Source organism: Alistipes dispar (genome assembly GCF_006542685.1).
Lineage (GTDB): Bacteria > Bacteroidota > Bacteroidia > Bacteroidales > Rikenellaceae > Alistipes > Alistipes dispar.
This window is the reverse complement of sequence record NZ_AP019736.1, coordinates 1,602,291-1,626,500: the sequence shown is the minus strand read 5'-3', so window position 1 is coordinate 1,626,500 and position 24,210 is coordinate 1,602,291. Positions and strand designations below refer to the sequence as shown.

Genomic DNA, 24,210 nt, shown 5'->3' with positions numbered 1-24,210 from the left:
CCGGTTGCAAAATCCCGAAAAATCGAATATCTTTATAAGACGAACCGTATTTTAAAGCATATGTCAGCACTTACCTTCGACAAAAGCGAATTGGGAAACCTGGAGTACTCGCTCCAGCGGGAGATGCTCGCTACGGACCGTATAGGCGGCTACATGAGCACCACCATCGTCTGCTGCAACACCCGCCGATACCACGGATTGATGGTCGCCCCCATCGACGACAGCGGCAGGACCTACGTCCTGCTGTCGTCGCTCGACGAGACGGTCATCCAGCACGACCAGACGTTCAACCTGGCCCTGCACCGCTTCCCGGGAGTGTACGAACCGCGCGGACACAAGTATATCACGGACTTCGAATACACGCCGACCCCGACGATCACCTACCGCGTGGGCGGCGTGATCCTCCGCAAGGAGATGCTGTGGATCCACAAGCGGACGCAGTTGATGATACGCTACACGCTCGTGGACGCCCACTCCGAGACCCGGCTGCGGCTGCGCCCGTTCCTCGCCTTCCGCGACAAACACGCGCTGACGCACGCCAACATGGAGGCCGACGGGCACTCCTACCCCGCGGTGAACGGCGTGAAGTGCCGCCTCTACGGCTCGTTCCCGTGGCTCTACCTCCAGACCAGCAAACCCGGCACGGAATTCGTTCCGGCCCCCGACTGGTACTACAACTTCGAATACCTGCAGGACCTCGCCCGCGGCTACGAGGGGCACGAGGATCTGATGACCACGGGCTACTTCGAAACGGAGCTGAAGAAAGGCGAAAGCATCATCTTCTCGGCCTCGCTCGACGAGATGGGTTCGACGAAGACCATCGAGGAGGTATTCGCCGCCTCGATCGCACGCCGCACGCACAAGATCGACTTCCTGAGCTGCCTCGAGCACTCGGCGCGCCAGTTCGTGATCCGCCGGCCGGGCGGCCGCACGGAGGTCATCGCAGGCTATCCGTGGCACGGCGTCTCGGGACGCCAGAGCTTCGTCGCCCTGCCGGGAATCACCCTGCTGCAAGAGCACAAGGAGGACTGCATCGACGTCCTCGACACCGAAGTGCGGAACATGCGCGACGGCATGTTCGCCGCAACGGCCTCGGCGGCCGTCGCGGCCGACGCCCCGCTGTGGTTCTTCTGGACTCTCCAGCGGCTCGGCGGGACGATCGGCGACGAGGCGGTGTGGAACCGCTACGGAGGCGCGATGAAGGAGGTGCTCGAAGCCTACCGCCGGGGTATCGCGGGACGGGTCGCCCTGCACGGCAACGGGCTCGTATGGGCGTCGTCCGACGAGATTCCCCTGACGTGGATGAACTCCATGATCGGCGGCCGGCCCGTCACGCCGCGCAACGGCTATCAGGTCGAGGTCAACGCCTTGTGGTACAACGCCGTCCGTTACACGCTCGAACTGGCGCGCAGTCAGGGCGACAAAGCCTTCGTCAAGGCGTGGGAGGCTCTTCCGGAGCGCATCGAAAACGCATTCCGGGAGCTGTTCGCCCTGCCCGAAGGCTATCTGGCCGACTACGTGGACGAGACGGGGCCCGACAAGAGCATCCGCCCGAACATGATCCTCGCCTGCAGCCTGCCCTACAAGCCCGTCGATGACCGGATGCGGATCGACGTGATCCGCACCGTCCGCCAACATCTGCTGACGCCCAAGGGTCTGCGGACGCTCTCGCCCCGCAACCCCCTCTACCGGGGTTCGCAGGAAGGTACGCCCGAGGAACGGGACTTCGCGTCGAAGAACGGTTCGGTATGGCCCTGGCTGCTCTCCTTCTACGTCAGGGCCTGCTTCGACATCGACGGGGACTCGTTCCTGCCGCAGGCCGAGGAGATTCTGGCGAACTTCGAGGAGGACATCCAGTCCTACGGCATCGGTTCGATCGGCGAACTCTACGACGCCGATCCTCCCTATGCGGCGCGCGGCGCGATCTCGCAGGCGTGGAGCGTAGGCGCGGTGCTCGAGATTTACCACATGGTGCTCACGCGCCGTCCCGCCCCGGAAAAGACGAAGGGCTCCGCAACGCGGAAAACGGCGGCGAAAGCCGGAAAGACAACGGAGAAGGCCGCCAAGACCCCCGGAAAGCCGGCAAAGGACACGGCCGCGAAAGCGGCAACCGCCGGGAAATCAGCCGCGAAAACCGCCGAGAAGAGCGGGAAGAAGGCTGCGGAACCGGCCGCAGGAAAAGCCCGGAAAGCGACGGCGCCCTCCGGCGGGACGAAGAAAAAAACGATGAAATAAGCAACGACAAGCCCGGGCGCACAAAGGATTGTGACGGACGGCGCCCTTCCCCGGACGGGAAGGACACAGAGAGGGACCTGATCCCGGAGCGCGGCAAACGCGCGCGAAAGGATCGGCGCGCGCAGGCGGCATAACAACAAATTATTCGATATGAGAGTTTTAATGTTCGGTTGGGAGTTTCCGCCCCATATTGCGGGAGGGTTGGGAACGGCCTGCTACGGAATGACCCGCGGGCTGGCGCGCAACGGCGTGGACGTCACGTTCGTCGTACCCCACGCCTACGGCGACGAGGACCAGCGTTTCACGCGCGTGGTGAACGCCAGCGACGTGGAGGCCCTGTACGGTTCGACCGGGAGCGGCGCGGACGACGTGTTGAGCCGGATGGCGTTCATCCAGATCGACTCGAACATGGTCCCCTACATCTCGCCCGAAGAGTACGATGCCTACCACGAAAAATACGTGAAAACGGGCCAGACGACCTGGACGACGGCCGACCCGTGGAAACAGCGCTACACCTTCTCGGGAAAATACGGCGCCAACCTCATGGAGGAGGTCGCCCGTTACGCCGTGGTCGCCGCGCAGGTGGCCCGCGACCTGGAGGGGCAGTTCGACGTGATCCACGCCCACGACTGGCTCACCTACTACGCCGGAATCGCCGCCAAACGCGTTTCGGGCAAACCGCTGGTGGTGCACATGCACGCCACGGAGTTCGACCGCAGCGGAGAGAACATCAACACGCAGGTTTACGCCATCGAGCGCGCCGGCATGGAGGCCGCCGACCGGGTGATCGCCGTCTCGAACCTCACGCGCAGCATCGTCATCAACCGCTACGGCATTCCGGCCGGGAAGGTCGTGACGGTGCACAACGCCGTGCGCTTCGCCGAGCATGCGGGCGCCGCGCCCGAACGCGGCGTGAAGGACAAGATCGTGACGTTCCTCGGCCGCATCACCTACCAGAAAGGCCCCGACTACTTCGTCGAGGCGGCCGCCAAGGTGCTCAGGCGCATCCCGAACGTGCGCTTCGTGATGGCCGGCTCGGGCGACATGATGAATCATGTGATCCGCCGCGTGGCACGGCTCGGCATCGCCGACCGCTTCCACTTCACGGGCTTCCTGCGCGGCGAGGACGTGCACAAGATGTTCCAGTTGTCGGACGTCTATGTCATGCCGTCGGTCTCGGAGCCGTTCGGCATCTCGCCGCTCGAAGCCATGCGCTCGAACGTCCCGGTCATCATCTCGAAACAGAGCGGCGTGGCCGAGGTGCTCGACTACGCCGTGAAGGTGGACTACTGGGACGTGGACGCCCTGGCCGACGCCATCTTCGCCCTCATCGAATACCCCGCGCTGGGCAAAATGTTCGCCTCGAAGGGGCTGGAGGAGGTGACGAACCTCAAGTGGAACGACGCCGCGGCGAAAATCAAGACGGTCTATGAGACCGCTATCGAAGAGAATCAGAAAAAAACAAAATAACACCACCCGCTATGAAAACCGTCTGCTTATATTTCCAGGTACACCAGCCCTGGCGCCTGAAGAAATACCGTTTCTTCAACATGGGCAAGGATCACAACTACCTGGACGACCTGCTGAACCGATCCATCATGCAGAAGGTGGCCCGGCAGTGCTACCTGCCGATGAACGCGCTGCTGCTGAAGCTCATCAAGGAGAACAAGGGCAAGTTCCGCTGCTCGTTCTCGATCACCGGCATCGCCGTCGAGCAGTTCCGCGCCTACGCGCCCGAGGTGCTCGACTCGTTCAAGGAGCTGGCCGCCACGGGATGCGTGGAGTTTCTGGCCGAGACCTACTCCCACTCGCTGGCGTCGCTGGCGTCGAAGGAGGATTTCACCGAACAGGTCCGGCTGCATACGAACCTCATGAAGAAGGAGTTCGGCGTGAAGCCCACGGCCTTCCGCAACACGGAGCTGATCTATTCGGACGACATCGGCGCGATGGTCGCCTCGATGGGCTTCCGCACGATGCTGGCCGAAGGGGCCAAGCACGTGCTGGGCTGGAAGTCGCCCAACTACGTCTATGCCAACGCCGTCGATCAGAAGCTGCGCCTGCTGCTGCGCAACTACAAGCTCTCGGACGACATCGCCTTCCGCTTCTCGAACCGCAGCTGGGACCAGTGGCCCCTAACGGCGGAGAAGTACGTGAAGTGGATCGCCTCGGAGGACACCCCGGGCGAAGTCGTGAACCTCTTCATGGACTACGAGACCTTCGGCGAACACCAGACAGCCGACACGGGCATCTTCGAGTTCATGCGCGCCCTGCCGAAGGCGATCCTGGCCAAGAAGAACGACCTGGAGTTCGCCACCGTCAGCGAAGCGGCCAAGAAGCACCAGCCCGTCTCGGTGCTCCACTGCCCGCACGTGATGTCGTGGGCCGACGAGGAGCGCGACGTGACGGCCTGGCTGGGCAACGAGTTGCAGAACGAGGCCTTCTCGAAGCTCTACGCCCAGAAGGAGAAGATCGCGGCGCTGAAAAATCCCGACTTCGACTACGTGTGGAGTTTCATGCAGACCTCCGACCACTTCTACTACATGGCGACGAAGTGGCTTTCGGACGGCGACGTGCACTCCTACTTCAATCCCTACGACTCGGCCTACGACGCCTTCATCAACTACATGAACGTACTGGCCGACTTCATCATCGAGCTGGACAAGGCCGTCGCCGCCAAGGCCGCCAAAGCGAAATAGCCCGGAGCGGACACACCGAAAAAACACCCCTGCCGGCATGCGCGCGGCAGGGGTGTTTTTTCATTCGCATACGGATTCCGGACGGGCCTTTTCTCCGCACGGACCGTCCGGCGAGGCCCGGTCAATACCGGAACCCCCGGTAGCTGCGGGCATCGCGGTCCGCAGCCTCCTGCAGCACCTCGTTCTCGCCGAGGGTGCGGACACAGCGGACGCGGGCCGTCTTGCGGAGCGGCAGCCAGAGCGTCGATCCGGTCCGCATGTGCACACCGTAACGCTCCTCTTCTCCGAACTGCCGGGGTACGGCGCTCGAACTCCAGTACACCTCGCTGTCGAACGGTTCCAGCCCCGTCAGGCGCACCCGCACGATCACGGCCTGCATCAGCTCCCGCTGCGTCGGAACCCGCCACCGGCCCGCATCGTCGCGCCTTTCGGCATAACTGCGGCAGAAAGCGACGGCCTCCGCGGCGGTCATCTCCCGCGGCGCGTCCTCGCGGGCGACCTCAAACCGGTCGGCCAGCCCGTTGTCCCGGGCATCGTCGCGCGAAAATCCGTCGTCCGTGACGACGACCCGGCCACCCTCCACCCGGGGGCCGCTACCGTAACTCCGGGCCCCGGCCGGCGACGCGCCGAGCAGCCCTGCGGCGATCAGCAGGGCATACGCCTTTCCCGCTCCGCCCCAAAAAATGAGGGGGGGGGAAACGGGGCCCTGCGGTTTCTCAACTCTCTTTCGGTATTTCATCTTTCCTCTCCTTTTATCCGGCATCCGGGGCGAACCCCGAACCGTTTTCCAGGCCGGACCGCACATAACTCCCTTACGGAAAGGGTGTCCCGCATCCGGACGACACAAAGATAATCAATTTTTCCGCCGATCCGCAAAAATCCCCTCCATATTCGCCCGCGCCCATTCCACGAGTCCGAAAACATGGGGCAGCAGGCTCTCGCCCTGGACGGTCAGCCGGTACTCCACACGCGGCGGGACCTCGGCGTACACCGTGCGGGCGACCATGCCGTCGGCCTCGAGCGTCCGCAACGTGACGGTCAGCATACGGTGCGAAATGTCGCCCAACGAACGGTGAATCTCGCTGAACCGCATCACGCCGTTGGCATGCAGCGCAATCAGCACGAGCATCGACCACTTGTCGCCCAGCCGGCTCAGCACGTCGCGGACCGGACAGCGGCCCGTAGGCGGAAAATCGTTCAAATTTTTTTTCGTCTCCATCGCTTTGATTTCCAACAACGGTTACACGGCCGTAACCTACTCATCCGGAAGTCACTTCTTGCACGGGAAGGTTATCCGGCGTATATTTGTATGCAAATATAAGAAACTTACCGAAAATAACCGTCATATCATTCAAACACTTGCGACCATGACAAAGAAAGCAGCCGTTCTGGCCGTCGATCCCGTGAACGGGGCGGGCCTGTTCCAGTATCTGGAAACCTTCTTCGAAAACGACATTCCCTTCACCCTGTTCGCCGTCGCCGGCAGCCGGGAAATCCGGACCAATTCGGGCGTCCGGATCACGGCGGACGCCACGATCGCCGAGCTGAAAGGCCGCGAAGGGGAGTTCGGTGCGCTGGTGTTCGCCTGCGGCGACGCCGTGCCGGTCTTCGCGCAGCACGCCGGCGAACCGTGGAACGCCGCCCTGCTCGGGGAGATGAAGACCTTCGCCGAACAGGGTAAACTCCTGATCGGCCACTGCGGCGCCGGACTGCTCTTCGACATCGCGGGCATCGCCGCCGGAAAACGCGTGACCGTGCATCCGCTGGCCAAAGGCGCCGTGCGGCACGCCGCGGCGACGGACTCCGCCACCGAGATCGACGGGAACTTCTACACGGCGCAGGAGGAGCACAAGCTCCCCGAACTGCTCGGCAAGGTCGTGGAGGCGCTGAAATAGCGCTCCGATCCACGCCGCCCGTGTCCGCGAAAAGGCCCCGGAACCGCCGGAATCACCCCTTGCGCTTGTAGCGCGACGGGGAGGTTCCGGTATGTTGCTTGAAGTATTTGCCGAAGAAGGACTGGGTCGAGAAATTCAGGTGGTAGGCGATCTCCTGAATGCTCATTCCGGAGTATTTCAGCAGCGTCTTGGCTTCGAGAATCACCGATTCGTCGATCCACCGCGCCGCCGTCTTGCCGCTCACCTCCTTGACCACCGACGAGAGGTATTTGGGCGTGATGTTGAGCTGGCGGGCGTAGAAGCTCACGTTGCGCTCGCGCTTGTTGTACTGTTGCAGGAGCGACATGAACTCGTTGAACAGCACCTCGCAGCGGCCCTGCTTCAGCTCGCCGGGCCGGTCCCGCTGGTTGATCTCGGTGATGATGTAGAACGCCGTCGTGAAGAGCGTGCGGATGATCTCGTGGCGGTAGCGCTCCTTGTCGCTGCGCAGCATGGTCTTGATGAGCTGGAACAGTTGCCGGATCTCCTCCACGTCCTGCGGCGACACCTCCAGCACGGGAGCCTTGCCGAAACGCATGTACACCGGCAGCGACGTCGAAAGGTCGATCTGAATCTCATTGACGAACGACTTGGAGAAGGCCAGGAAATAGGCCGCGGCGTTCGACGAGCACTTCACCGTGCGGATGATGCTGTTGGGGTTGAAGAAGACGATGGCGTTGGGCCGGACATGGTAGTTCTGCATGTCGATCGACACGGTGGCCTCGCCCGTCATCATGATGATGGCCGAGAAGCCGTCGATGGAGGCCGGGTAGTCGGCCGTCGTGTTGTTCTGCGCCGAAAGGGATGTAATCACCAGATCATCCGACAGATAGAACACGTCGTTCATTTCCTTTTTGATCCGCGAAATGGAGACTTTGTGCAGTCCTTCGCGCCCGCTGCCGGACGTCGCCTTCGCCGTTTTGCCGTTCTCCGCCATGTATCGAGGTCTTTGCGGACAAAAATAACAAGATTCGACCGGAAATCCAAAAATTCCGGAGGCGAAACGGCCCCGTCCGCCCGGGAAATCTCCGGTGCGCGAACGCACCCGGGAAACACCCGGCAGCCGCTCCGTCCGGAGGCGGAACCGCACCGCGCAGCGGACGCCGCGCCGGACTATCTCTCCCCGGACGGCGGGCAGACGACGCGCAGCCCGCCGGGCAGACACTCGATGTGTAGCGGGAAGTCGGCCCCCTTCTGCCCGTCCACGTCGGTCGGCTCGGCGACCGTCGAACGGATCTCGAGCCGCCGGGCCTGCAGGCGGTGCACGATCTTCGGGTTGCCGCCCAGCAGGTAGCGCCCCATCGCCATCGCCGAGCGCAGGAAGGTCCGCTTCTCGAGCAGGATGCAGTCCAGCAGCCCGTCGCGGATCGAGGAGCGGCGCGCCAGGCGGAACCCGCCGGCCGTCTCGCCGTTGAAGACGAGCACCATGAGCGACCGCAGGTCGAACCGCACGCCGTCGGCCTCGAGCTCCAGCGGCACGGCATGGATCGAGGCGATCTCCCGGGCCCCCTCGATGATATAGGCCAGCTTGCCGAGCCTGTGCTTGCGGTCGTCGGGCGTGCGCTGCGAGGTCGTGGTGAAGATGCCGAAGCTGAAAACATTGACGAAGTAAAGGTCGTTCACACGACCGCAATCGACCCGTTCCTCCACGCCCGAGGCGATCTGCCGCGCCGCTTCGAGCGGCTCGCGCGACATGCCGAGCGCTCCGGCGAAGTCGTTGGCCGTGCCGGCCGGAATCACCCCCACGGGAATGTCCAGCCCCTTGCGCTTCATGGCGTTGAGCACGAAATTGACCGACCCGTCGCCTCCCGCGACGACCATGAGCGACACCGACTCGTTGCCGTCGAACGGATTGGCCGCGAAATCGACCCGCTGCGGGCGGATGTCGTATCCGTAGGCGCGGAACACCGTGCAGATGCCCTCGACATGGGCGGCGATACGCCCTTTGCCCGACTGCGGATTGTAGAGAAAAATGGCTGTTTTCATATTCCGTATGCGCTATTTCATAATCAGTTGTTCCATCGCCGGGGAGACGTACTCCTCGTAGGTGTCGCCGCTGCCGGCGAGGATGAAGTAAACCTTCGCCTCCGGCATCCGCTCCGCGGCCGCCAGCGCGTCGTCGGCCCCCATGGCCAGGAACATGGTCCCCAGCGCATCGGCCTCGGCGCACGTGGGCGCGACGACCGTGACCGAAAGCAGCCGCGAAAGGGCGCTGCGGCCCGTGCGCGGGTCAATCGTATGGGCCACCTTGCGGCCGTCGGCGTCGAGATAGAAGCGGCGGTAGTTGCCCGAGGTGGCCAGCCCGCCCTCCCGCAGCCGGATCCGCTTCTGAAGGTATTCGCCGTCGCTCATGTTGCCGTCGAAGGGGGTTTCCACCCCGATCCGCCACGCCTCGCCCGTGCGATTGACGCCCCGGCAGCGGATCTCGCCGCCGATGTCCACGATGTAGTTCTCGGCGCCGAACCGTTCGACCAGCTCCGCCAGCAGATCGACCGTGTAGCCCTTGGCCACCGAATTGAAGTCGAGCTGCACGCGGGGGTCGCTCTTCACCAGCCGCCCGCGTTCGATGCGGACCTTTTCGCGGCCCACGAAATCGAGGATCGAATCGACGTTCGGGTGCGCCTGGGCCGCCTTGCCGGCGAATCCCCACGCCTCGACGAGCGGCTTGACCGTCACGTCGTAACGCCCCCCGCTCAACGCCCCGATGCTGTCCGCCAGGCGGAGGTTGAAGGCGATATGGCGATCGACGCTGTCCGTCTCGTTGCGGTTCAGCCGGCTCAGCAGCGACGCCGGATCGAAAATCGACATCGAGGCCTTGGCCTCGCGGTCCAGCTCCATGACGGCTGCGTACAGCTCCTGCGACGAGACCCCCTCGACGTCGGCCACCACGTGCAGCGTCGTACCGAGCATCGTGCCGTCCACCACCGTATAGGTACGCGGCCCTCCGCCGCAGCCCGCGAACCCCGCGGCGAAGAGCGCCGCGAAAAGGCCGCAAAGGTTCTTTTTCAGCATAATTTTCACCCGTTTAGCCGCAAAAGTACGATTTTCCCGCCGATCCGGCTACTTTTCCTCCCGAAAAGAGAAATAATTTTTCACATTTCATGCGCAATTCCCATTTATTTCGTACCTTTGCAAAACGCTCTGGCGTTATCCACGGTAAGGGGGATGCGTCGTAGAGTGGAACTTAAATAAACTTTCACACAATGGCTTATTTAACAGCAGAGAAAAAGCAGGAGCTTTTCGGCAAGTACGGCAAGTCTAACACCGACACGGGTTCGCCCGAGAGCCAGATCGCGTTGTTTTCCTACCGTATCAGCCACCTTACTGAACACCTCAAGAGCAACAAGCACGACTTCGGAACCCAGCGCGCGCTGCTGCGCCTGGTAGGTAAGCGCCGCCAGTTGCTGGAGTACCTCAAGGAGGTGGACATCGAGCGCTACCGCGCGATCGTCAAGACACTCAACCTCCGCAAGTAATCCCGAGGCAGAAATGAGGGCAATTCCCGAGAGGGGTTGCCTTCATTTTCATTGAAGACGAACAATCGAAACACACATAGGTTTAAAATTTTTATGGAAGAAAAGAAGCTGTACAACGCAGTCCGTAAAACGATCACGCTGGCCGACGGACGCCGGATCGAGATCGAAACGGGCAAGCTGGCCAAGCAGGCCGACGGCTCGGTGGTCGTCAAGATGGGCGACACGATGCTGCTCGGTACGGTGGTGGCCGCCAAGGATGCAAAACCCGACACCGATTTCATGCCCCTCCAGGTCGAATACAAGGAGAAGTACGCCGCCTGCGGCCGCTACCCCGGAGGCTTCATGAAACGCGAAGGCAAGGCCAATGACAGCGAAGTGCTCGTGGCCCGGCTGATCGACCGCGCGCTCCGCCCCCTGTTCCCCTCGGATTACCACGCCGAAGTCTATGTGACCGTCACGCTGATCTCGGCGGACAAGGATATTCAGCCCGACGCGCTGGCCGGTCTGGCCGCTTCGGCCGCGCTGGCCGTCTCGGACATCCCCTTCGGCGGTCCCATTTCGGAGGTGCGCGTCGTGCGCCGCAACGGCGAGTACGCCATCAACCCCAACTTCTCGGAGATGCCCGAATGCGACCTGGACATCATGGTCGGCGGCACGATCGACAACATCCTGATGGTCGAGGGCGAAATGAAGGAGGTCTCGGAGGAGGTGATGCTCGGCGCCATCAAGTTCGCGCACGAGGAGATCAAGAAGCACTGCGCCGTACAGATCGAGCTCTCGAAGGAGCTGGGCAAGGACGTCAAGCGCACCTACTGCCACGAGGTGAACGACGAGGAGCTGCGTCAGACGATCGTCCGCGAGCTCTACGACAAGGCCTACGCCATCGCCACGAGCGGCACGATGAAGCACGAGCGCGAGGATCTGTTCAACGCCCTCGAGGCCGAATTCGCGTCGCGCTACACGGAGGAGGAGCTCGTGGAGAAGGCTCCGTTGATCCACAAGTATTTCCACGACGACGTGCAGAAGAAGGCCATGCGCAACATGATCCTCGACGAGGGCAAGCGCCTCGACGGCCGCCGCACGGACGAAATCCGCCCGATCTGGTGCGAGGTGGGCTACCTGCCCGCGGCCCACGGCTCGGCGATCTTCACGCGCGGCGAAACGCAGTCGCTGACCACCGTGACGCTGGGCACGAAGCTCGACGAAAAGGTCAAGGACGAAGTGCTCGTACAGGGAACCGAGCAGTTCGTGCTGCACTATAACTTCCCGCCCTTCTCGACGGGCGAGGCGAAGGCCGCACGCGGTCTTTCGCGCCGCGAGATCGGCCACGGCCACCTGGCATGGCGCGCCCTGAAGCCGATGGTTCCGCTGGGCGAGGAGAACCCCTACGCCGTGCGCGTCGTGTCGGACATCCTCGAGTCGAACGGCTCGTCGTCGATGGCCACCGTCTGCGCCGGAACGCTCGCCCTGATGGACGCCGGCGTGAAGCTCAAGAAACCCGTGTCGGGTATCGCCATGGGCCTGATCTCCGACTCGCAGACGGGCAAATGGGCCGTGCTGTCGGACATTCTGGGCGATGAGGACCACCTGGGAGACATGGACTTCAAGGTGACGGGAACGCGCGACGGCATCACCGCCACGCAGATGGACATCAAGGTGGACGGCCTCTCCTACGAGGTGCTCGCCGCAGCGCTCGAACAGGCCCGCAAGGGACGCATGCACATCCTCGACAAGATCACGGAGTGCATCGCCGAGCCGCGCGCCGACTACAAGCCGTGCGTGCCGCGCATCGTGCAGATCACCATCCCGCAGGACATGATCGGTTCGGTGATCGGCCCGGGCGGCAAGGTGATCCAGGACATCCAGAAGACCACGAACACCACCATCACCATCACCGAGGAGGACAACAAGGGCATCGTGGACATCTTCGGCATCGACAAGGCCGCCCTCGACGGCGCGCTGGCCCGCATCAAGGCCATCGTGGCCATCCCCGAGGTGGGCGAGACGTACCACGGCCGGATCCGCTCGATCGTGGCCTTCGGCGCGTTCGTCGAGATCATGCCCGGCAAGGACGCCCTGCTCCACATCTCGGAGATCGACTACAAGCGGTTCGAGACGATGGAGGAGACCGGCCTGAAGGAGGGCGACGAGATCGACGTCAAGCTGATCGGCATAGACCCCAAGACGGGCAAACTCAAACTCTCGCGCAAGGCCCTGCTGCCCAAGCCCGAGGGTTACGTGGAGCGGGAGCGCCGCCCGCGTCCCGAGCGCCGCGAACGCCACGAGCGCAAGGAGGAGTAGCCCGACCGGACAAGCGATTATTTCGGGCGGAAACTTCCTGAAAGTTTTTCTGCCCGAAATAATTGCATAATTCACGGAAGTTTTTCTATATTTGCATTGTCCGTCACCGTAAATGCATCCGACGGAACGGGACGGGAAAAGAAAAACCGAAGTGAGAGAGAACAACAGGGGAGAAAAAAATTAGGCAAACAACCAAAAATCACATTAAAATTTACCCATTATGAAAAAGCTAATGAAATTGAGCATGGTGCTCGCCGTGGCCGCGCTGGCATTCACGAGCTGCAACTGCTTCAAGAAAATGGCCAAGAACCGGGACGACGTCCAACTGACGGTGGCTCCCGAGATTCTGACGCTCAACAACGGCATCGTGGCCGCCGACATCAACGTAACCTTCCCGGTCAAGTACTTCAACGCGAAGGCCGTCGTCAAGGTAACCCCCGTCATCGTGTTCGAGGGCGGCGAAGTGGCCGGCACGGCTCACTTCTACCAGGGTTCGAAGGTGGACGACAACTACACGGTGGTCGATAAGAAGAACGGCGGCAACGTGACGATGCACGTCGAGTTCCCGTACGATCCCCGCATGGACGAGTGCGCCCTGCAGCTCCGCGCCGAGATCAAGTGCCCGGGCGGCAAGTGCAAGGAGTTCACGCTCGTGAACCTGAACACCGGCGCCATCCCCACGAAGGAGGAGGCCGCCGTGCTGGCCGGCAACGACGCTGCCGCAGCCGCTCTGGCCAAGGAGTTCGGCCTGACGGTCGCCTACGGTCTGAACACGTTGCAGAAGGACATCAAATACGGTGACCTGATGGAGCAGATGGACAACAACTTCAAGCGCATCACCACCGTAGTGGACAAGACCGACCTGCTCTACACGATCAACTCGTCGGTCGTGACGAAGAAGCACGAGAAGGCCGCCAACCTCGGCGCATTCAAGGAGAACGTGGACAAGAACCTCACGAACGACCGCGCAACGCAGAACATCGCCGTGAAGGGTTACGCTTCGCCCGACGGTCCCGAGAAGTTCAACGACAAGCTGTCGAAAGCCCGCAGCGAATCGGGTCACAAGGTGATCGCCAAGCTGCTCAAGGATTCGGGCCTCGATATCGACGCCGCAGCCTACGGCGAGGACTGGGACGGTTTCAAGGAGCTGGTCGAGAAGTCGAACATCAAGGACAAGAACCTCATTCTCCAGGTGCTGAGCCTCTACAACTCGCCCGCCGAGCGTGAGAGCGAAATCAAGAACATGTCGGCCGTATTCAACGAGCTGAAGGAGGAGATCCTGCCCGAGCTGCGCCGCTCGCAGATCGTGAACACCACCGACCTGCAGGGTAAGACCGACGCCGAGATCATGGCCGCTTACCGCAACGGCGGAGAGCTGACCGTCGAGGAGTACCTCTTCGCCGCTCAGGAGCTGACCGACTGCCCGAAGGAGCAGGTAGCCATCCTGACCGCCGCTTCGAAGAAGTACAACGACGCCCGCGTTTACAACAACCTCGGCGTGGCCCAGACGAAGGTCGGCGACAAGGCTGCCGCCCTGAAGTCGTTCGAGAAGGCCGCCAAGATGGATTCGTCGAAGGAGCTGAACAAGAACCTCCTGCTGGCCAACCTCGCCAACAACAACACCGCTGAGGCCAAGAAGTACACCGCAGCCGCCGACGCTCAGGCAAAGGCCGCCATGGCTGCCGCCGAGGGCGACTACAAGACCGCTGCCCGGAACCTCGAGGGTTACAACGCCGCCATCGCACTGGTACAGTCGAACGACCTGGCCGGCGCCAAGAAGGCCATCGCCAAGGACAATTCGGCCGACGCCGACTACCTGCGCGCCGTGATCGCCGTGAAGGAAGGCGACATGAAGAGCGCCGAGGCTCAGCTCAAGAGCGCTACGTCGAAGAATCCCGAGCTGGCCAAGAAGGCCGCCAAGGACGTGAACCTGAAGGCACTGAAGAAATAATTCGGAAGAGGCGGAGAATCTCCGCTGCGAAAGAGCCCGGACCTTCGCGGTCCGGGCTCTCTTTTTGCAGGGAAAACGCATACGAAGGAAAAGAGAGAGCGCCGCAGGAAAGGGATGGCGGCAGGAATGCAGAGCAACGGGACGGCCGTCCGCGGGGAACCCCAAACGCAAAAACAGACGGAAATAAGAGGAGAGGGCAATGTGCGGAGGCAGGCGGTTGCGCAGAAGCACACGCCCGCCGACACGGATATGGATCGAGCGGTCCCGGACATGACTTCGCGGGGCCATTCCGAAACAATCCCGGACGTATCGCCCGGACGCCATGTCCGATACGACTCGCACAACGACTCCGGGGACGGCCGCGGATGCCATTCCGAAGCGCCCCCGAAACAGCCCGGCCTCTTCGGAAAAGGAATCCGGACGCCGTTCCCGAAAGCAGGAAAGCCCGGAGAGGCCTCCGGAACAGAAAATAAATCCGGCCGGAGAGGGGCGGAGATCGAATAATTTTTCTAATTTTGTCGAAAACAGCGATACCATGGAATACGCCAATCACCTGAAGGAATACGCCCCGGCATGGAGCGCGGAACACGTGGAGGAAGAGGTAGCCCGCATCCGCAAGGCCGCCGGGGAGCGCAACCGCAACGCGGAAGTTTATAAATTCTGCTACTCGGCCATCGACCTCACGACACTCTCGTGCAACGACTCGGTGGCCTCCGTCACGGAGTTCGCCCGCAAGGCCGCGGAGTTTTACGAGAAATACCCGCATATTCCCAACGTGGCGTCGATCTGCATCTACCCCTCGTTCGTCGAGACCGTCGGTGTGGCCGTGGACGGCACGCCGATGCGTATCACGAGCGTCGGCGGCGGATTCCCCGCATCGCAGACCTACCTCGAAGTGAAGGCGCTCGAAGTGGCGATGGCCGTGGAGAACGGAGCCGACGAAATAGACATCGTGCTCAACGTGGGACGAATGCTCACGGGCGAATACGACGAGGCGGCCAACGAAGTGGAGGTGATCCGCTCGGAGTTGGACGAAGACGTCGTGCTGAAGGTCATCATCGAGTCGGGAGCGCTGAAAACGCCGGAACTGATCCGACGGGCTTCGCTGCTCTCCATGTTCGCAGGGGCGGATTTCGTGAAGACCTCGACCGGCAAGATCGACGTGGCGGCGACGCCCGAAGCGGCCGTCGTCATGTGTCAGGCGATCCGCGACTATTACGAAAAGACGGACCGCAAGGTCGGCTTCAAGGCAGCCGGAGGGGTCCGCACGCCCGAGGACGCGGCGCTGTACTACACGATCGTCGAGGAGATTCTGGGCCGGGAATGGCTCACGACCGACTTGTTCCGCATCGGCGCCTCGTCGGCCGCGAACAACCTGCTCTCGGCCATCGAAGGCAAACCCGTGAAATATTACTAATCCGGCGACCGCCCTCCGCAGGGCCTCGGAGAAATCCGACGGTTCCGGCAAATCCGCCCGGTCCGATCCGCCCGGTCCGGTCCGAAAGAGAGGCGGCAGAGCATACGAACGGATTCGGAGAAAACCGAAAACGAACCGAATTACCCTTGCGGCAGCGAATGCCGCAGGGGTAATTTCATTGCAGGGCTCTTGATTTCCCGGAACCGATCCGGGAACGAAAAAGAACCGCACCGGCAGGCGCGGAACCGCTCCCGGCTCAGCGGGAGGACACGGAGTCCGCAGCGACTGCGCCGCGGCTCCCGTTCTCCGCCTCCCGGGCGGAGGTTTCCCCTGCACCGGAACGGAACGTCCCACCCGGAACGCCGGCGGAGGCTTCGGTCCGCTCCGCACGCAGCGAGAGCGTCGAACGGTATTCGCCGCACCGAAGCGCGGCCGCCGCGACCGCGAAAAGCGTCGCCAATGCGGCGATCCAGCCGATCAGTCGCTTAATCATCCCGCTTTCCGTTCAGAATCCCGATGGCCCGCACGATCACGTCGTCCACGGGATAGATTTGTGCATAGAATCCGTCGTCCTCGAGCGACGTGTTGCGCCCGATGTAGGCCCTCAGTTGCGCCTCGATGAGTTTGTGCGAGCGGGCGATATCGTCGTAACGCGGCGCGACGCCCTTGCGGGCCGCATAGGCGATGAAATCGTCGAAAAGCCTCCGGTCGCCGTCGAGCAGCGAGTCCAGCCCGCCGATCGTCCGCACGGCGTTCAGCGCGTCGCGATGCCGGTCGGCATATTCGATCGTATAGCGGTAGAGGATATTGCGTCCCGCCACCTCGATAAAATACTTCGTCACGTCGGTCGTGTCGGCCGGCACGAAGACGTCGGGCATGATGCCGCCCCCGCCATAGACCACCTTCCCGCCGGGTGTCGTGCGCTTGAGCGAATCGGCGAAGCGGATGCTGTCCGCCGAGAAGAACTCGTTGTTCCGGTAGCGGTTCCAGAGATCCTCCTCGTAGCTCTCGTCGTCGCCGATCGTGTAGGGTTTCTGGATCGAACGCCCCGTCGGCGTGTAGTAGCGGGCCGTCGTCAGCCGCAGGGCCGATCCGTCGGCATAGGGAATCTGCTGCTGCACGAGCCCCTTGCCGAACGAACGGCGGCCGACGATCGTGCCGCGGTCGTTGTCCTGCAGGGCGCCGGCCAGAATCTCACTCGACGAAGCGCTGGCCTCGTCGATGAGCACCGCCACTTCCATCTCCTGAGCCGATCCCGTACCGTCGGCGTATTCGCGCAACTGCTCGTGGCGGCGGTCCTCCGTATAGACGATCAACTGCCCCTCGTGCAGGAATTCGTTGGCCACGGCGATGGCCTGGTCGAGGAATCCGCCCGAGTTGCCGCGCAGGTCGAAGATGAGCTTCGACACTCCCTGCGCCCGCAGCGTATCCAGCGCCGCACGGAACTCCCCGGCGGTCGTCCGTGCGAACTGCCCCAGCTTGACATAGCCGATGCCGTCCACGATGCGGAAGGCCGACTCGACGCTCCGGATCGGAATGATGCCGCGTTCGACCTCCACCTCCACCAGTCCGTCGATCCCCTGCCGGCCGAGCCCCAGACGGACCTTCGAGCCGCGCGGCCCGCGCAGCATCTTCACCACCTCGTTCTGAGGAATTTTCCGCCCGGCGACGAGCGAATCGCCGATCTCGACGATCCGGTCCCCGGCCTTGACGCCGGCCTTGTCGCTCGGGCCGTGAGGGATGACGTTCAGCACGATCACCGTATCGGTGGCCATGTTGAACACCACGCCGATCCCGTCGAACTCGCCTTCGAGCGGCTCGTTCAGCGCGGCCATCTCCGACGCGGGGATATAGACCGAATGGGGGTCCAGCTCCCGCACGAGCAGCGGAATGACGTGCTCGGCGAGCGAATCCATCGACACCGAATCGACGTAGCGGTTCTCGATGAGCGACAGCGTATAGGTCAGTTTGTTGGACGGCACGGACATGTGGCTCAGCATCCCCCGGATCTGCGACGCCGTGTCGTGCCGTCCGAGATATTGGCCGAGCAGGATGCCCAGCACGACGCCCGCCGACAGGATCAGCGGGAAAATCACCGTATGTTTCGAATTTCTGTACATCGCATGACGCGGCCCGCGGCCGCTACGGAATTACTTGTTCTTGAAGGTATAGGTCAGACCCACCAGCAATTGCGTATTGGTCTGCACGTCGAGATTCTGCGCCCGGTTGTAGTAGAGCTGGAAGTTGAGCGTCGTCTTGATATACTTCGTGGCGTAGATTTCGAGCGTGTTCTCCCAGCGTACCGTCGGATGGATCGGCAGGCGGGGTTTGTCCTTGATATTCTGGCCGCCGCTCAGCCACTTCTCGTAGGCGAGACGGTACTCCGTGTAGTCGCGGATCTTGTTCTTCTGTCCCAGGTCGGTCATCCAGCCGTAGAATCCCGAGATACGGGTCTTGTAGTGCAGGTAGTTCGACTTGCCGAAGGTCCGGTCGAAGTCGATCTGAATGGACGAGCCGCCCTCGTATTTCGACGTCTTGTCGGGGTCCTCGATACCGTAGGAGTAGGCGGGCTTGATCTCGTTGCCGTCCTTATCGACCTGCCGCCGGCGAATCCAGTCGCTCTCGGCGAAGGTGGCGTTGAGCGACAACGGCGAGAGGTTAATGACGATGGGAAACTTCTTGACCGGGCAGTTGTAGGTGAAACCGAACGAAATATCCAGATAACCCGGGGTCATGAAGGTGCTTTTCAGGTGCTTGCGCTCCTGCTCCGTACGCGATACATAGCCGTTCACGAACTGGCTGCGGAATTTGAAGATCGAACCGTAGGACCAGTTCTTCGACATCTTGAAGGCCGGGGAGACCGAAATGTCGAATTCGTCCAGATTCTTGAACCAGACGCCGTTGCTGTCGGTCGAACCGTCGTCGTTGGTCGTCTCGACCCGCATCCGGTTGTAGCCCATCTTGGCGTTGAAAATCGTCTCTACCGTGAAGAGATTCTTCGTGAAGGTATGCTTCAGGAAAAGCGTCGCCGTCAGCGCGATGGAGTTGTCACCGCCCGACACGGCGATCCACGAATCGTTGTACGAGGTGAGCGATCCCTGCAAGTCGGCCTTTATCTCCAGGTAGTTGCGCTCCTTCCGGATCGCCGCCCGCTCGGCCTTGTAACGGGCCAGGCTGAAATAATCGACATCCACGGGAGTCGATTTCAGCCGGTCGCGGAAAGTCACGCCCTCCTGTTCCGCATTCACTTCGTCGATCGAAATCTGCGCCGCGGCCGGGAGAGCGGAGACCAGAAACGACGACAAGGCGAGCAGCAGGTAAAAATGTTTCATAATGAAGCGATTGTATTTTCAAGTAGCAAAGTTATGAATTTATTTACAAAATATTTACATTTGTCGGGAACTTAAACCGATTGACACGACAGATGAAATATTTCGGAGCACACGTAAGCGCCTCGGGCGGCGTGGAGAACGCCCCCGCCAATGCGCACGCGATCGGCGCCACCGCCTTCGCGCTCTTCACCAAGAACCAGCGGCAATGGGTCGCCGCCCCGCTCCGCGCGGAACAGATAGCGGCCTTCCGCAAGGCGTGCGACGAGCTGGGATACGCTCCGGCGCAGATCCTGCCGCACGACTCGTACCTGATAAACCTCGGACACCCCGAGCGCGAGGCGCTCGAAAAATCACGGACCGCCTTTCTCGACGAGATGCGGCGCTGCGAGCAACTGGGACTCGACCGGCTGAACTTCCACCCGGGGAGCCACCTGCAGAAGATCGCCGAGGAGGAGAGCCTCGACCGGATCGCCGAGTCGATCAACCTCGCGCTGGACCGCACGCACGGCGTCACGGCCGTCATCGAGAATACGGCCGGGCAGGGTTCGAATCTCGGATTCCGGTTCGAGCACCTCGCCTACCTGATCGACCGCGTGGAGGACAAGTCGCGCGTGGGCGTCTGCATCGACACCTGCCACGCCTTCGCCGCGGGATACGACCTGCGCACGGCCGAGGCGTGCGACGCCACGTTCGCCGAGCTGGAGCGCGTCGTGGGATTCCGCTACCTCAGGGGGATGCATCTGAACGATGCGATGAAGCCCCTCGACAGCCGCGTGGACCGCCACACGCCGCTGGGCGACGGACAAATCGGCATCGAATGCTTCCGCTACATCGCCCGCGACAAGCGGTTCGACGGCATTCCGCTGATTCTCGAAACCCCCGACGAAGCCCGTTGGAGCGAGGAAATCGCGCGGCTGAAGGCATTCGCCGGGGAGGCGTAACCCCGGGACCGCCGGCGAGCGAAAACCGCCGCCCCTGCGACCGCACGTGTCGCAGGGGCGGTTTTCGCATACGGGGCGCCCTCACAGCCGGTCCAGACACCGCCGAATGACCGCCGCGCTGCCGCGCACCTCCTCTTCGGAGATCGTCAGCGGCGGCGAAATGCGGAACGCCGTGTCGCAGAAGAGGAACCAGTCGCTCAGGATGCCCTCCTCCCGGAACAGTTCCATTATGCGGTAAAGCCGGGCCGAATCGCCCAGTTCGACGGCCAGCAGCAGGCCGCTGCGGCGAATCTCCCGCACGGCCGCATGGCCGCCCAGCAGCTCCTCGTACAACGCCCCCTTCGTCTCGACCTGCCGCACGACGTCGTTTTCCAAGAGGTATTCGAGGGCCGCCAGCCCCGCGGCGCAGCAGACCGGATGGCCGCCGAAAGTGGTGATATGCCCCAGCACGGGATTCGACTGCAACGTGTCCATGATCTCGTGCCGCGAGACGAAGGCCCCGAGCGGCATGCCGCCGCCGAAGGCTTTCGCCAGACAGACGATGTCGGGCGTGACGCCGTACTTGAGCATGGCGAACAGCTCGCCCGTGCGGCCCATGCCGGTCTGTATCTCGTCGAAGACGAGCAGCGCCCCCACCTCGTCGCAGCGCCTGCGCAGCGCCTCGAGGTAGCCCGGCCGCGGCGGCCGCACCCCCGCTTCGCCCTGCACCGGCTCGGCCAGCACGCAGGCCGTGCGGCGCGTGATGCGCTCCAACTGCGCGAAGTCGTTGAACTCGATGGCCTGCACGTCGGGCAGCAGGGGCCGGAACGCCCCTTTCCACTCCTCGCCCTCGGGCGCGCCCATCATCGTCATCGCGCCGTGCGTCGAACCGTGATAGGCCCTCCGCATCGAGATCATCTCCGTGCGCCCCGTGAACCGCTTGGCCAGCTTCAGCGCCCCCTCGACCGCCTCGGCGCCCGAATTGACGAAATAGACGCTCTCGAGCGGCGCAGGCAGCAGCGACGCGATCTTCGCGGCGTACTCCACCTGCGGGGTTTCGATCAGCTCGCCGTAAACCATCACGTGCATGTAGCGTGCGGCCTGCTCCTGCACGGCCCGCACCACGGCCGGATTGGCATGGCCCACGTTGCTCACCGAGACGCCCGCCACCAGATCGTAATACCGCTTTCCTTCGGGCGTATAGAAAAACGAACCCTCGGCCCGGGCCACCTCCACCAGCATCGGCGAAGGCGAAGTCTGGGCCACACGGGCCAGGAACTGTTTCCGTAAAATCGTATCGTTCATAGAAATAACCGAATTTTCCATTTTTCCCTCCGCCGGACCGGGACACGTCCACGCGCCCGGGAGCATCCCCGCAGCCGCCGTTTCACGGCCGCCCGGCGGAACGGACCGTCACCGCGGCCGCAGCGCGAAACCCGCGGCCGGACGGTCTCAAAGGCCGCCGCTGCCGAAACGCCGCCGCAGAATCTCTTCCGAATCCTTCACGCTGCGGCGCATCCAGCGCTCCAGCACCTCGGCCTGCGAGGCAAGGGGCATCCGCCACCCGGGAACCGTGAGTCGCACGCGCTCCGAAAGCATGTAGATCAGAATCGCCGCCGAGGCCGAGACATTCAGACTCTCGACCATCCCGCACATCGGAATACGCAGGAACTCGTCCGCCGCGGCGACGATCCCGTCCGAAATCCCGGCGTGCTCCGTGCCGAAGACCAGCGCGAAGGGCCCCCGCGCGACGTCGAACGTCTCGGGGGTGCAGTCCTCGCGGTGGGGCGTCGTGGCGACGATGCGGTAACCCGCGCCGCGGAGCGCCGCCAGCGCGTCGTCCGTCGAACGATGCCGCCGGATGTCCACCCACCGGTCGGTCCCCCGCACCACGGCCGCACTCGGCTCGAACGGACAGAGACTTTCGACCGTGTGCATCTCCTGAATGCCGAACGCCTCGCAATGGCGCACCAGCGCGGCGGCGTTCTGGCCGTGGAACATGTTCTCGGCCAGCACCGTCATATAACGCGTCCGGCCGGCGACCGTCCGCCGCAGCACGGCATAGCGGTCCGCGGTCATGAACTCCGCCAGGCAGGCGATCCGTCCGGCAAGATGTCCGGCTTCGAGGCCGAACCCGCCGTCGGAAGCGGCTTCGTCATTTGCGGTATTTTTCATCTTCGTCGAGGATTTTCAAGTAACTTTCGTAGCGGGCCGGGGCGATCTCTCCCCTCCGCACGGCCTCCACGACCGCACAGCCCGGCTCGTGCGTGTGCGTGCAGTTGTAGAAGCGGCAGCCGGGAGCCGTGCGCATCATCTCCGGGAAGTAGTGCCACAACTCGGCCCCGTCGATGTCGAGCAGCCCGAAGCCCTTAATGCCGGGCGTGTCGATCACCGCCCCGCCCCCGGCGAGGGGATACATGGCCGAAAAGGTCGTCGTATGCCGCCCCTTGCGGTGGCTCTCGGAAATCTCGCCCGTACGGATGTCGAGCGACGGGTCGATGGCCCGGACGAGCGTCGATTTCCCTACGCCCGAATTGCCCGCCACGAGCGTCGTGCACCCCGCGAGCAGCTCCCGTACCTCCTCCACGCCGACGCCCTGCGGCGCGGCGGCCTCCAGCACGCGGTAGCCGGCCCCTTCGTACACGGCGCGGAAGGCGGCGACGGCCTCCGGATCCTGCAGGTCGATTTTCGACAGCAGGATCGCCGCCGGGACCTTGTAGGCCTCGCACGTCACCAGGAAACGGTCCACGAATTCCGTGGCGGTCTCGGGCGCGCGCAGCGTCACGACCAGCAGCGCGCGATCGACGTTGGCGGCGATGATATGCGACTCCTTCGAAAGGTTCGAAGCCCTGCGGATCACGTAGTTGCGGCGCGGCGCGATGTCGGCGATCACGTAGTCGCCCCCGTCGTCGGCCTCGCACGCCACCTCGTCGCCCACCACCACCGGATTGGTCGAACGGCGCCCTTGCAGACGCAGGCGGCCCCGCATGCGGCAGCGGACCGTCTCCCCGTCGCGCCGCACCTCGTACCAGCTTCCGGTCGCGCGGACCACCGTTCCCGTAAAACGCTTCTCCATAGGCTATTCGTCCCGCTGCGGAACCCGGTCGCCGACCCATTCCAAGAAAGGGAAGACGGCCTCCGAGAGACGCAGCACCGGTTCATAACATTTCGACTGTCCGACCGTCCGCGGGCCGACCAGCGTGTAATCCGCATTGAGCTTGTCGAACGCCGAGAACAACGCGCTCAGTATCAACAGATACTTCAGCACGGAAACCGCCACGCCCAGCAGGATGTCGGCGATGCCCAGCCCTGCGAAACGGCACAGACGGCGCACCAGCCGCGCCGCGACGGCCACCGCCAGCACGACGGCCACGAGCACCGCGGCGAAACCTCCCGCCGCGGCGAACTCCCCGTCGAGCTCGAGCCACGCCCCGACCCGGCCGCCGTAGTGCGCCGCCAGCCAGATGCCGGCGACCACTCCCGCCAGCGAACATACCTGCACGACGAAACCCTGCCGCCAGCCGTTCCAGACGGCCAGCGCCAGCACCAGGCAGACTATAAGGTCGATAGCGTTCAAAAGCAGCGGGTTTCGCGTGTAAAGATACTACTTTTGGCCGAACCGCCCAAAAAAAGAAAAACCCGTACGTCACGGGAGCCACAGATACCTAACCCAATATATTAAATAGGTATGTCCTACGCACGGATCACATCGCGCAACCCGACCTCGAGCGCATTGCAGATGATACAAATGGTCCTGATCGTAAGATTCGTGCGCCCCGCCTCGATCCGGCTCAGGTTGGATCTTTCCATGTCGCAACGATACGCAAGTTCCTGCACAGTCAGCTTTTTTTCCTTCCTCAACTCCCTAATTTTCGAGGAGATATAGGCGATCTCCTCTTCATAAACAACCCCCATCTCAAAAATTCGAACAAAAATTTTGCTGTGCAA

The 24,210-nt window shown here is 62.8% G+C and carries 22 protein-coding genes; 9 read left to right on the top strand and 13 right to left on the bottom strand.

What is annotated here, in order from left to right; translation table 11 throughout:
• Window positions 1-60: 60 nt before the first annotated feature.
• From FME97_RS06795 to FME97_RS06785, 3 genes are all read left to right on the top strand, one after another.
• The gene (locus FME97_RS06795; protein ID WP_179954798.1) at window positions 61-2,235 is read left to right on the top strand and encodes a glycogen debranching enzyme N-terminal domain-containing protein; all 2,175 of its coding nucleotides are present in this window, start codon (window positions 61-63) and stop codon (window positions 2,233-2,235) included.
• A 150-nt stretch (window positions 2,236-2,385) separates the two neighbouring features.
• Window positions 2,386-3,705, top strand: a complete 1,320-nt coding sequence (locus FME97_RS06790; protein ID WP_317129388.1) for a glycosyltransferase family 4 protein — start codon at window positions 2,386-2,388, stop codon at window positions 3,703-3,705.
• A gap of 11 nt (window positions 3,706-3,716) precedes the next feature.
• A complete protein-coding gene (locus tag FME97_RS06785) occupies window positions 3,717-4,931 on the top strand; it encodes a glycoside hydrolase family 57 protein (RefSeq protein ID WP_141428483.1) in 1,215 nt (404 codons plus the stop codon).
• 121 nt (window positions 4,932-5,052) lie between these two features.
• Here FME97_RS06785 and FME97_RS06780 read toward each other — a convergent pair whose 3' ends face one another.
• Window positions 5,053-5,670, bottom strand: a complete 618-nt coding sequence (locus FME97_RS06780) for an Lcl domain-containing protein (protein ID WP_162502065.1) — start codon at window positions 5,668-5,670, stop codon at window positions 5,053-5,055.
• Window positions 5,671-5,784: 114 nt separating this feature from the next.
• Entirely contained in the window at window positions 5,785-6,132 is a 348-nt protein-coding gene (locus tag FME97_RS06775; protein ID WP_141428481.1) for a winged helix-turn-helix transcriptional regulator, read from the bottom strand.
• A gap of 166 nt (window positions 6,133-6,298) precedes the next feature.
• On the opposite strand from FME97_RS06775, the gene FME97_RS06770 reads away from it, so the two are divergent.
• Window positions 6,299-6,826, top strand: coding sequence for a DJ-1/PfpI family protein (locus tag FME97_RS06770; RefSeq protein WP_141428480.1), 528 nt, complete (start codon window positions 6,299-6,301; stop codon window positions 6,824-6,826).
• Between the two features lie 52 nt (window positions 6,827-6,878).
• Here FME97_RS06770 and FME97_RS06765 read toward each other — a convergent pair whose 3' ends face one another.
• The 3 genes from FME97_RS06765 to FME97_RS06755 all read right to left on the bottom strand — a co-directional run bounded on the left by FME97_RS06765 (window position 6,879) and on the right by FME97_RS06755 (window position 9,877).
• Window positions 6,879-7,802, bottom strand: a complete 924-nt coding sequence (locus tag FME97_RS06765; RefSeq protein ID WP_141428479.1) for an AraC family transcriptional regulator — start codon at window positions 7,800-7,802, stop codon at window positions 6,879-6,881.
• 176 nt (window positions 7,803-7,978) lie between these two features.
• Window positions 7,979-8,851: a YegS/Rv2252/BmrU family lipid kinase gene (locus FME97_RS06760; RefSeq protein WP_141428478.1), complete on the bottom strand. Its 873-nt coding sequence runs from the start codon at window positions 8,849-8,851 to the stop codon at window positions 7,979-7,981.
• 12 nt (window positions 8,852-8,863) lie between these two features.
• Window positions 8,864-9,877, bottom strand: coding sequence for an FAD:protein FMN transferase (locus FME97_RS06755; RefSeq protein ID WP_141428477.1), 1,014 nt, complete (start codon window positions 9,875-9,877; stop codon window positions 8,864-8,866).
• Between the two features lie 191 nt (window positions 9,878-10,068).
• On the opposite strand from FME97_RS06755, the gene rpsO reads away from it, so the two are divergent.
• The 4 genes from rpsO to deoC all read left to right on the top strand — a co-directional run bounded on the left by rpsO (window position 10,069) and on the right by deoC (window position 16,010).
• Window positions 10,069-10,341, top strand: coding sequence for a 30S ribosomal protein S15 (gene rpsO / locus FME97_RS06750; RefSeq protein ID WP_141428476.1), 273 nt, complete (start codon window positions 10,069-10,071; stop codon window positions 10,339-10,341).
• A gap of 93 nt (window positions 10,342-10,434) precedes the next feature.
• On the top strand, window positions 10,435-12,642 hold the full coding sequence (pnp, locus tag FME97_RS06745) for a polyribonucleotide nucleotidyltransferase (RefSeq protein ID WP_141428475.1): 2,208 nt from the start codon (window positions 10,435-10,437) through the stop codon (window positions 12,640-12,642).
• Window positions 12,643-12,874: 232 nt separating this feature from the next.
• On the top strand, window positions 12,875-14,593 hold the full coding sequence (locus FME97_RS06740) for a hypothetical protein (protein WP_141429978.1): 1,719 nt from the start codon (window positions 12,875-12,877) through the stop codon (window positions 14,591-14,593).
• Window positions 14,594-15,128: 535 nt separating this feature from the next.
• Window positions 15,129-16,010 (top strand): deoxyribose-phosphate aldolase, encoded by an 882-nt coding sequence (gene deoC / locus FME97_RS06735; RefSeq protein ID WP_141428474.1) that lies wholly within the window; start codon window positions 15,129-15,131, stop codon window positions 16,008-16,010.
• 256 nt (window positions 16,011-16,266) lie between these two features.
• Here the strand turns inward: deoC and FME97_RS06730 are convergent, their stop codons facing one another.
• From FME97_RS06730 to FME97_RS06720, 3 genes are read right to left on the bottom strand one after another with little or no spacing between them, the layout of a single operon-like run.
• Entirely contained in the window at window positions 16,267-16,503 is a 237-nt protein-coding gene (locus FME97_RS06730; RefSeq protein WP_141428473.1) for a hypothetical protein, read from the bottom strand.
• Window positions 16,496-18,130, bottom strand: a complete 1,635-nt coding sequence (locus FME97_RS06725; protein WP_141428472.1) for a S41 family peptidase — start codon at window positions 18,128-18,130, stop codon at window positions 16,496-16,498. The genes FME97_RS06730 and FME97_RS06725 overlap by 8 nt, the downstream gene beginning before the upstream one ends.
• 30 nt (window positions 18,131-18,160) lie before the next feature.
• Window positions 18,161-19,342 carry a DUF3078 domain-containing protein gene (locus FME97_RS06720; protein WP_141428471.1) on the bottom strand — a complete coding sequence of 394 codons (1,182 nt, stop codon included), beginning with the start codon at window positions 19,340-19,342 and terminating at the stop codon, window positions 18,161-18,163.
• Between the two features lie 92 nt (window positions 19,343-19,434).
• Here FME97_RS06720 and nfo point away from each other — a divergent pair, with 92 nt between their 5' ends.
• Window positions 19,435-20,283: a deoxyribonuclease IV gene (gene nfo, locus FME97_RS06715; RefSeq protein WP_141428470.1), complete on the top strand. Its 849-nt coding sequence runs from the start codon at window positions 19,435-19,437 to the stop codon at window positions 20,281-20,283.
• A gap of 81 nt (window positions 20,284-20,364) precedes the next feature.
• Here the strand turns inward: nfo and FME97_RS06710 are convergent, their stop codons facing one another.
• From FME97_RS06710 to FME97_RS06690, 5 genes are all read right to left on the bottom strand, one after another.
• Entirely contained in the window at window positions 20,365-21,567 is a 1,203-nt protein-coding gene (locus FME97_RS06710; RefSeq protein WP_141428469.1) for an aspartate aminotransferase family protein, read from the bottom strand.
• A gap of 147 nt (window positions 21,568-21,714) precedes the next feature.
• Window positions 21,715-22,437, bottom strand: coding sequence for a TrmH family RNA methyltransferase (locus FME97_RS06705; RefSeq protein ID WP_141428468.1), 723 nt, complete (start codon window positions 22,435-22,437; stop codon window positions 21,715-21,717).
• On the bottom strand, window positions 22,418-23,338 hold the full coding sequence (gene rsgA / locus FME97_RS06700; RefSeq protein WP_141428467.1) for a ribosome small subunit-dependent GTPase A: 921 nt from the start codon (window positions 23,336-23,338) through the stop codon (window positions 22,418-22,420). Before rsgA ends, FME97_RS06705 begins: the two co-directional genes overlap by 20 nt.
• Window positions 23,339-23,341: 3 nt before the next feature.
• Complete coding sequence (locus FME97_RS06695) at window positions 23,342-23,839, bottom strand: CvpA family protein (protein WP_141428466.1); 498 nt, start codon at window positions 23,837-23,839, stop codon at window positions 23,342-23,344.
• Window positions 23,840-23,955: 116 nt separating this feature from the next.
• A complete protein-coding gene (locus FME97_RS06690) occupies window positions 23,956-24,177 on the bottom strand; it encodes a helix-turn-helix domain-containing protein (RefSeq protein WP_141429977.1) in 222 nt (73 codons plus the stop codon).
• Window positions 24,178-24,210 lie beyond the last annotated feature (33 nt).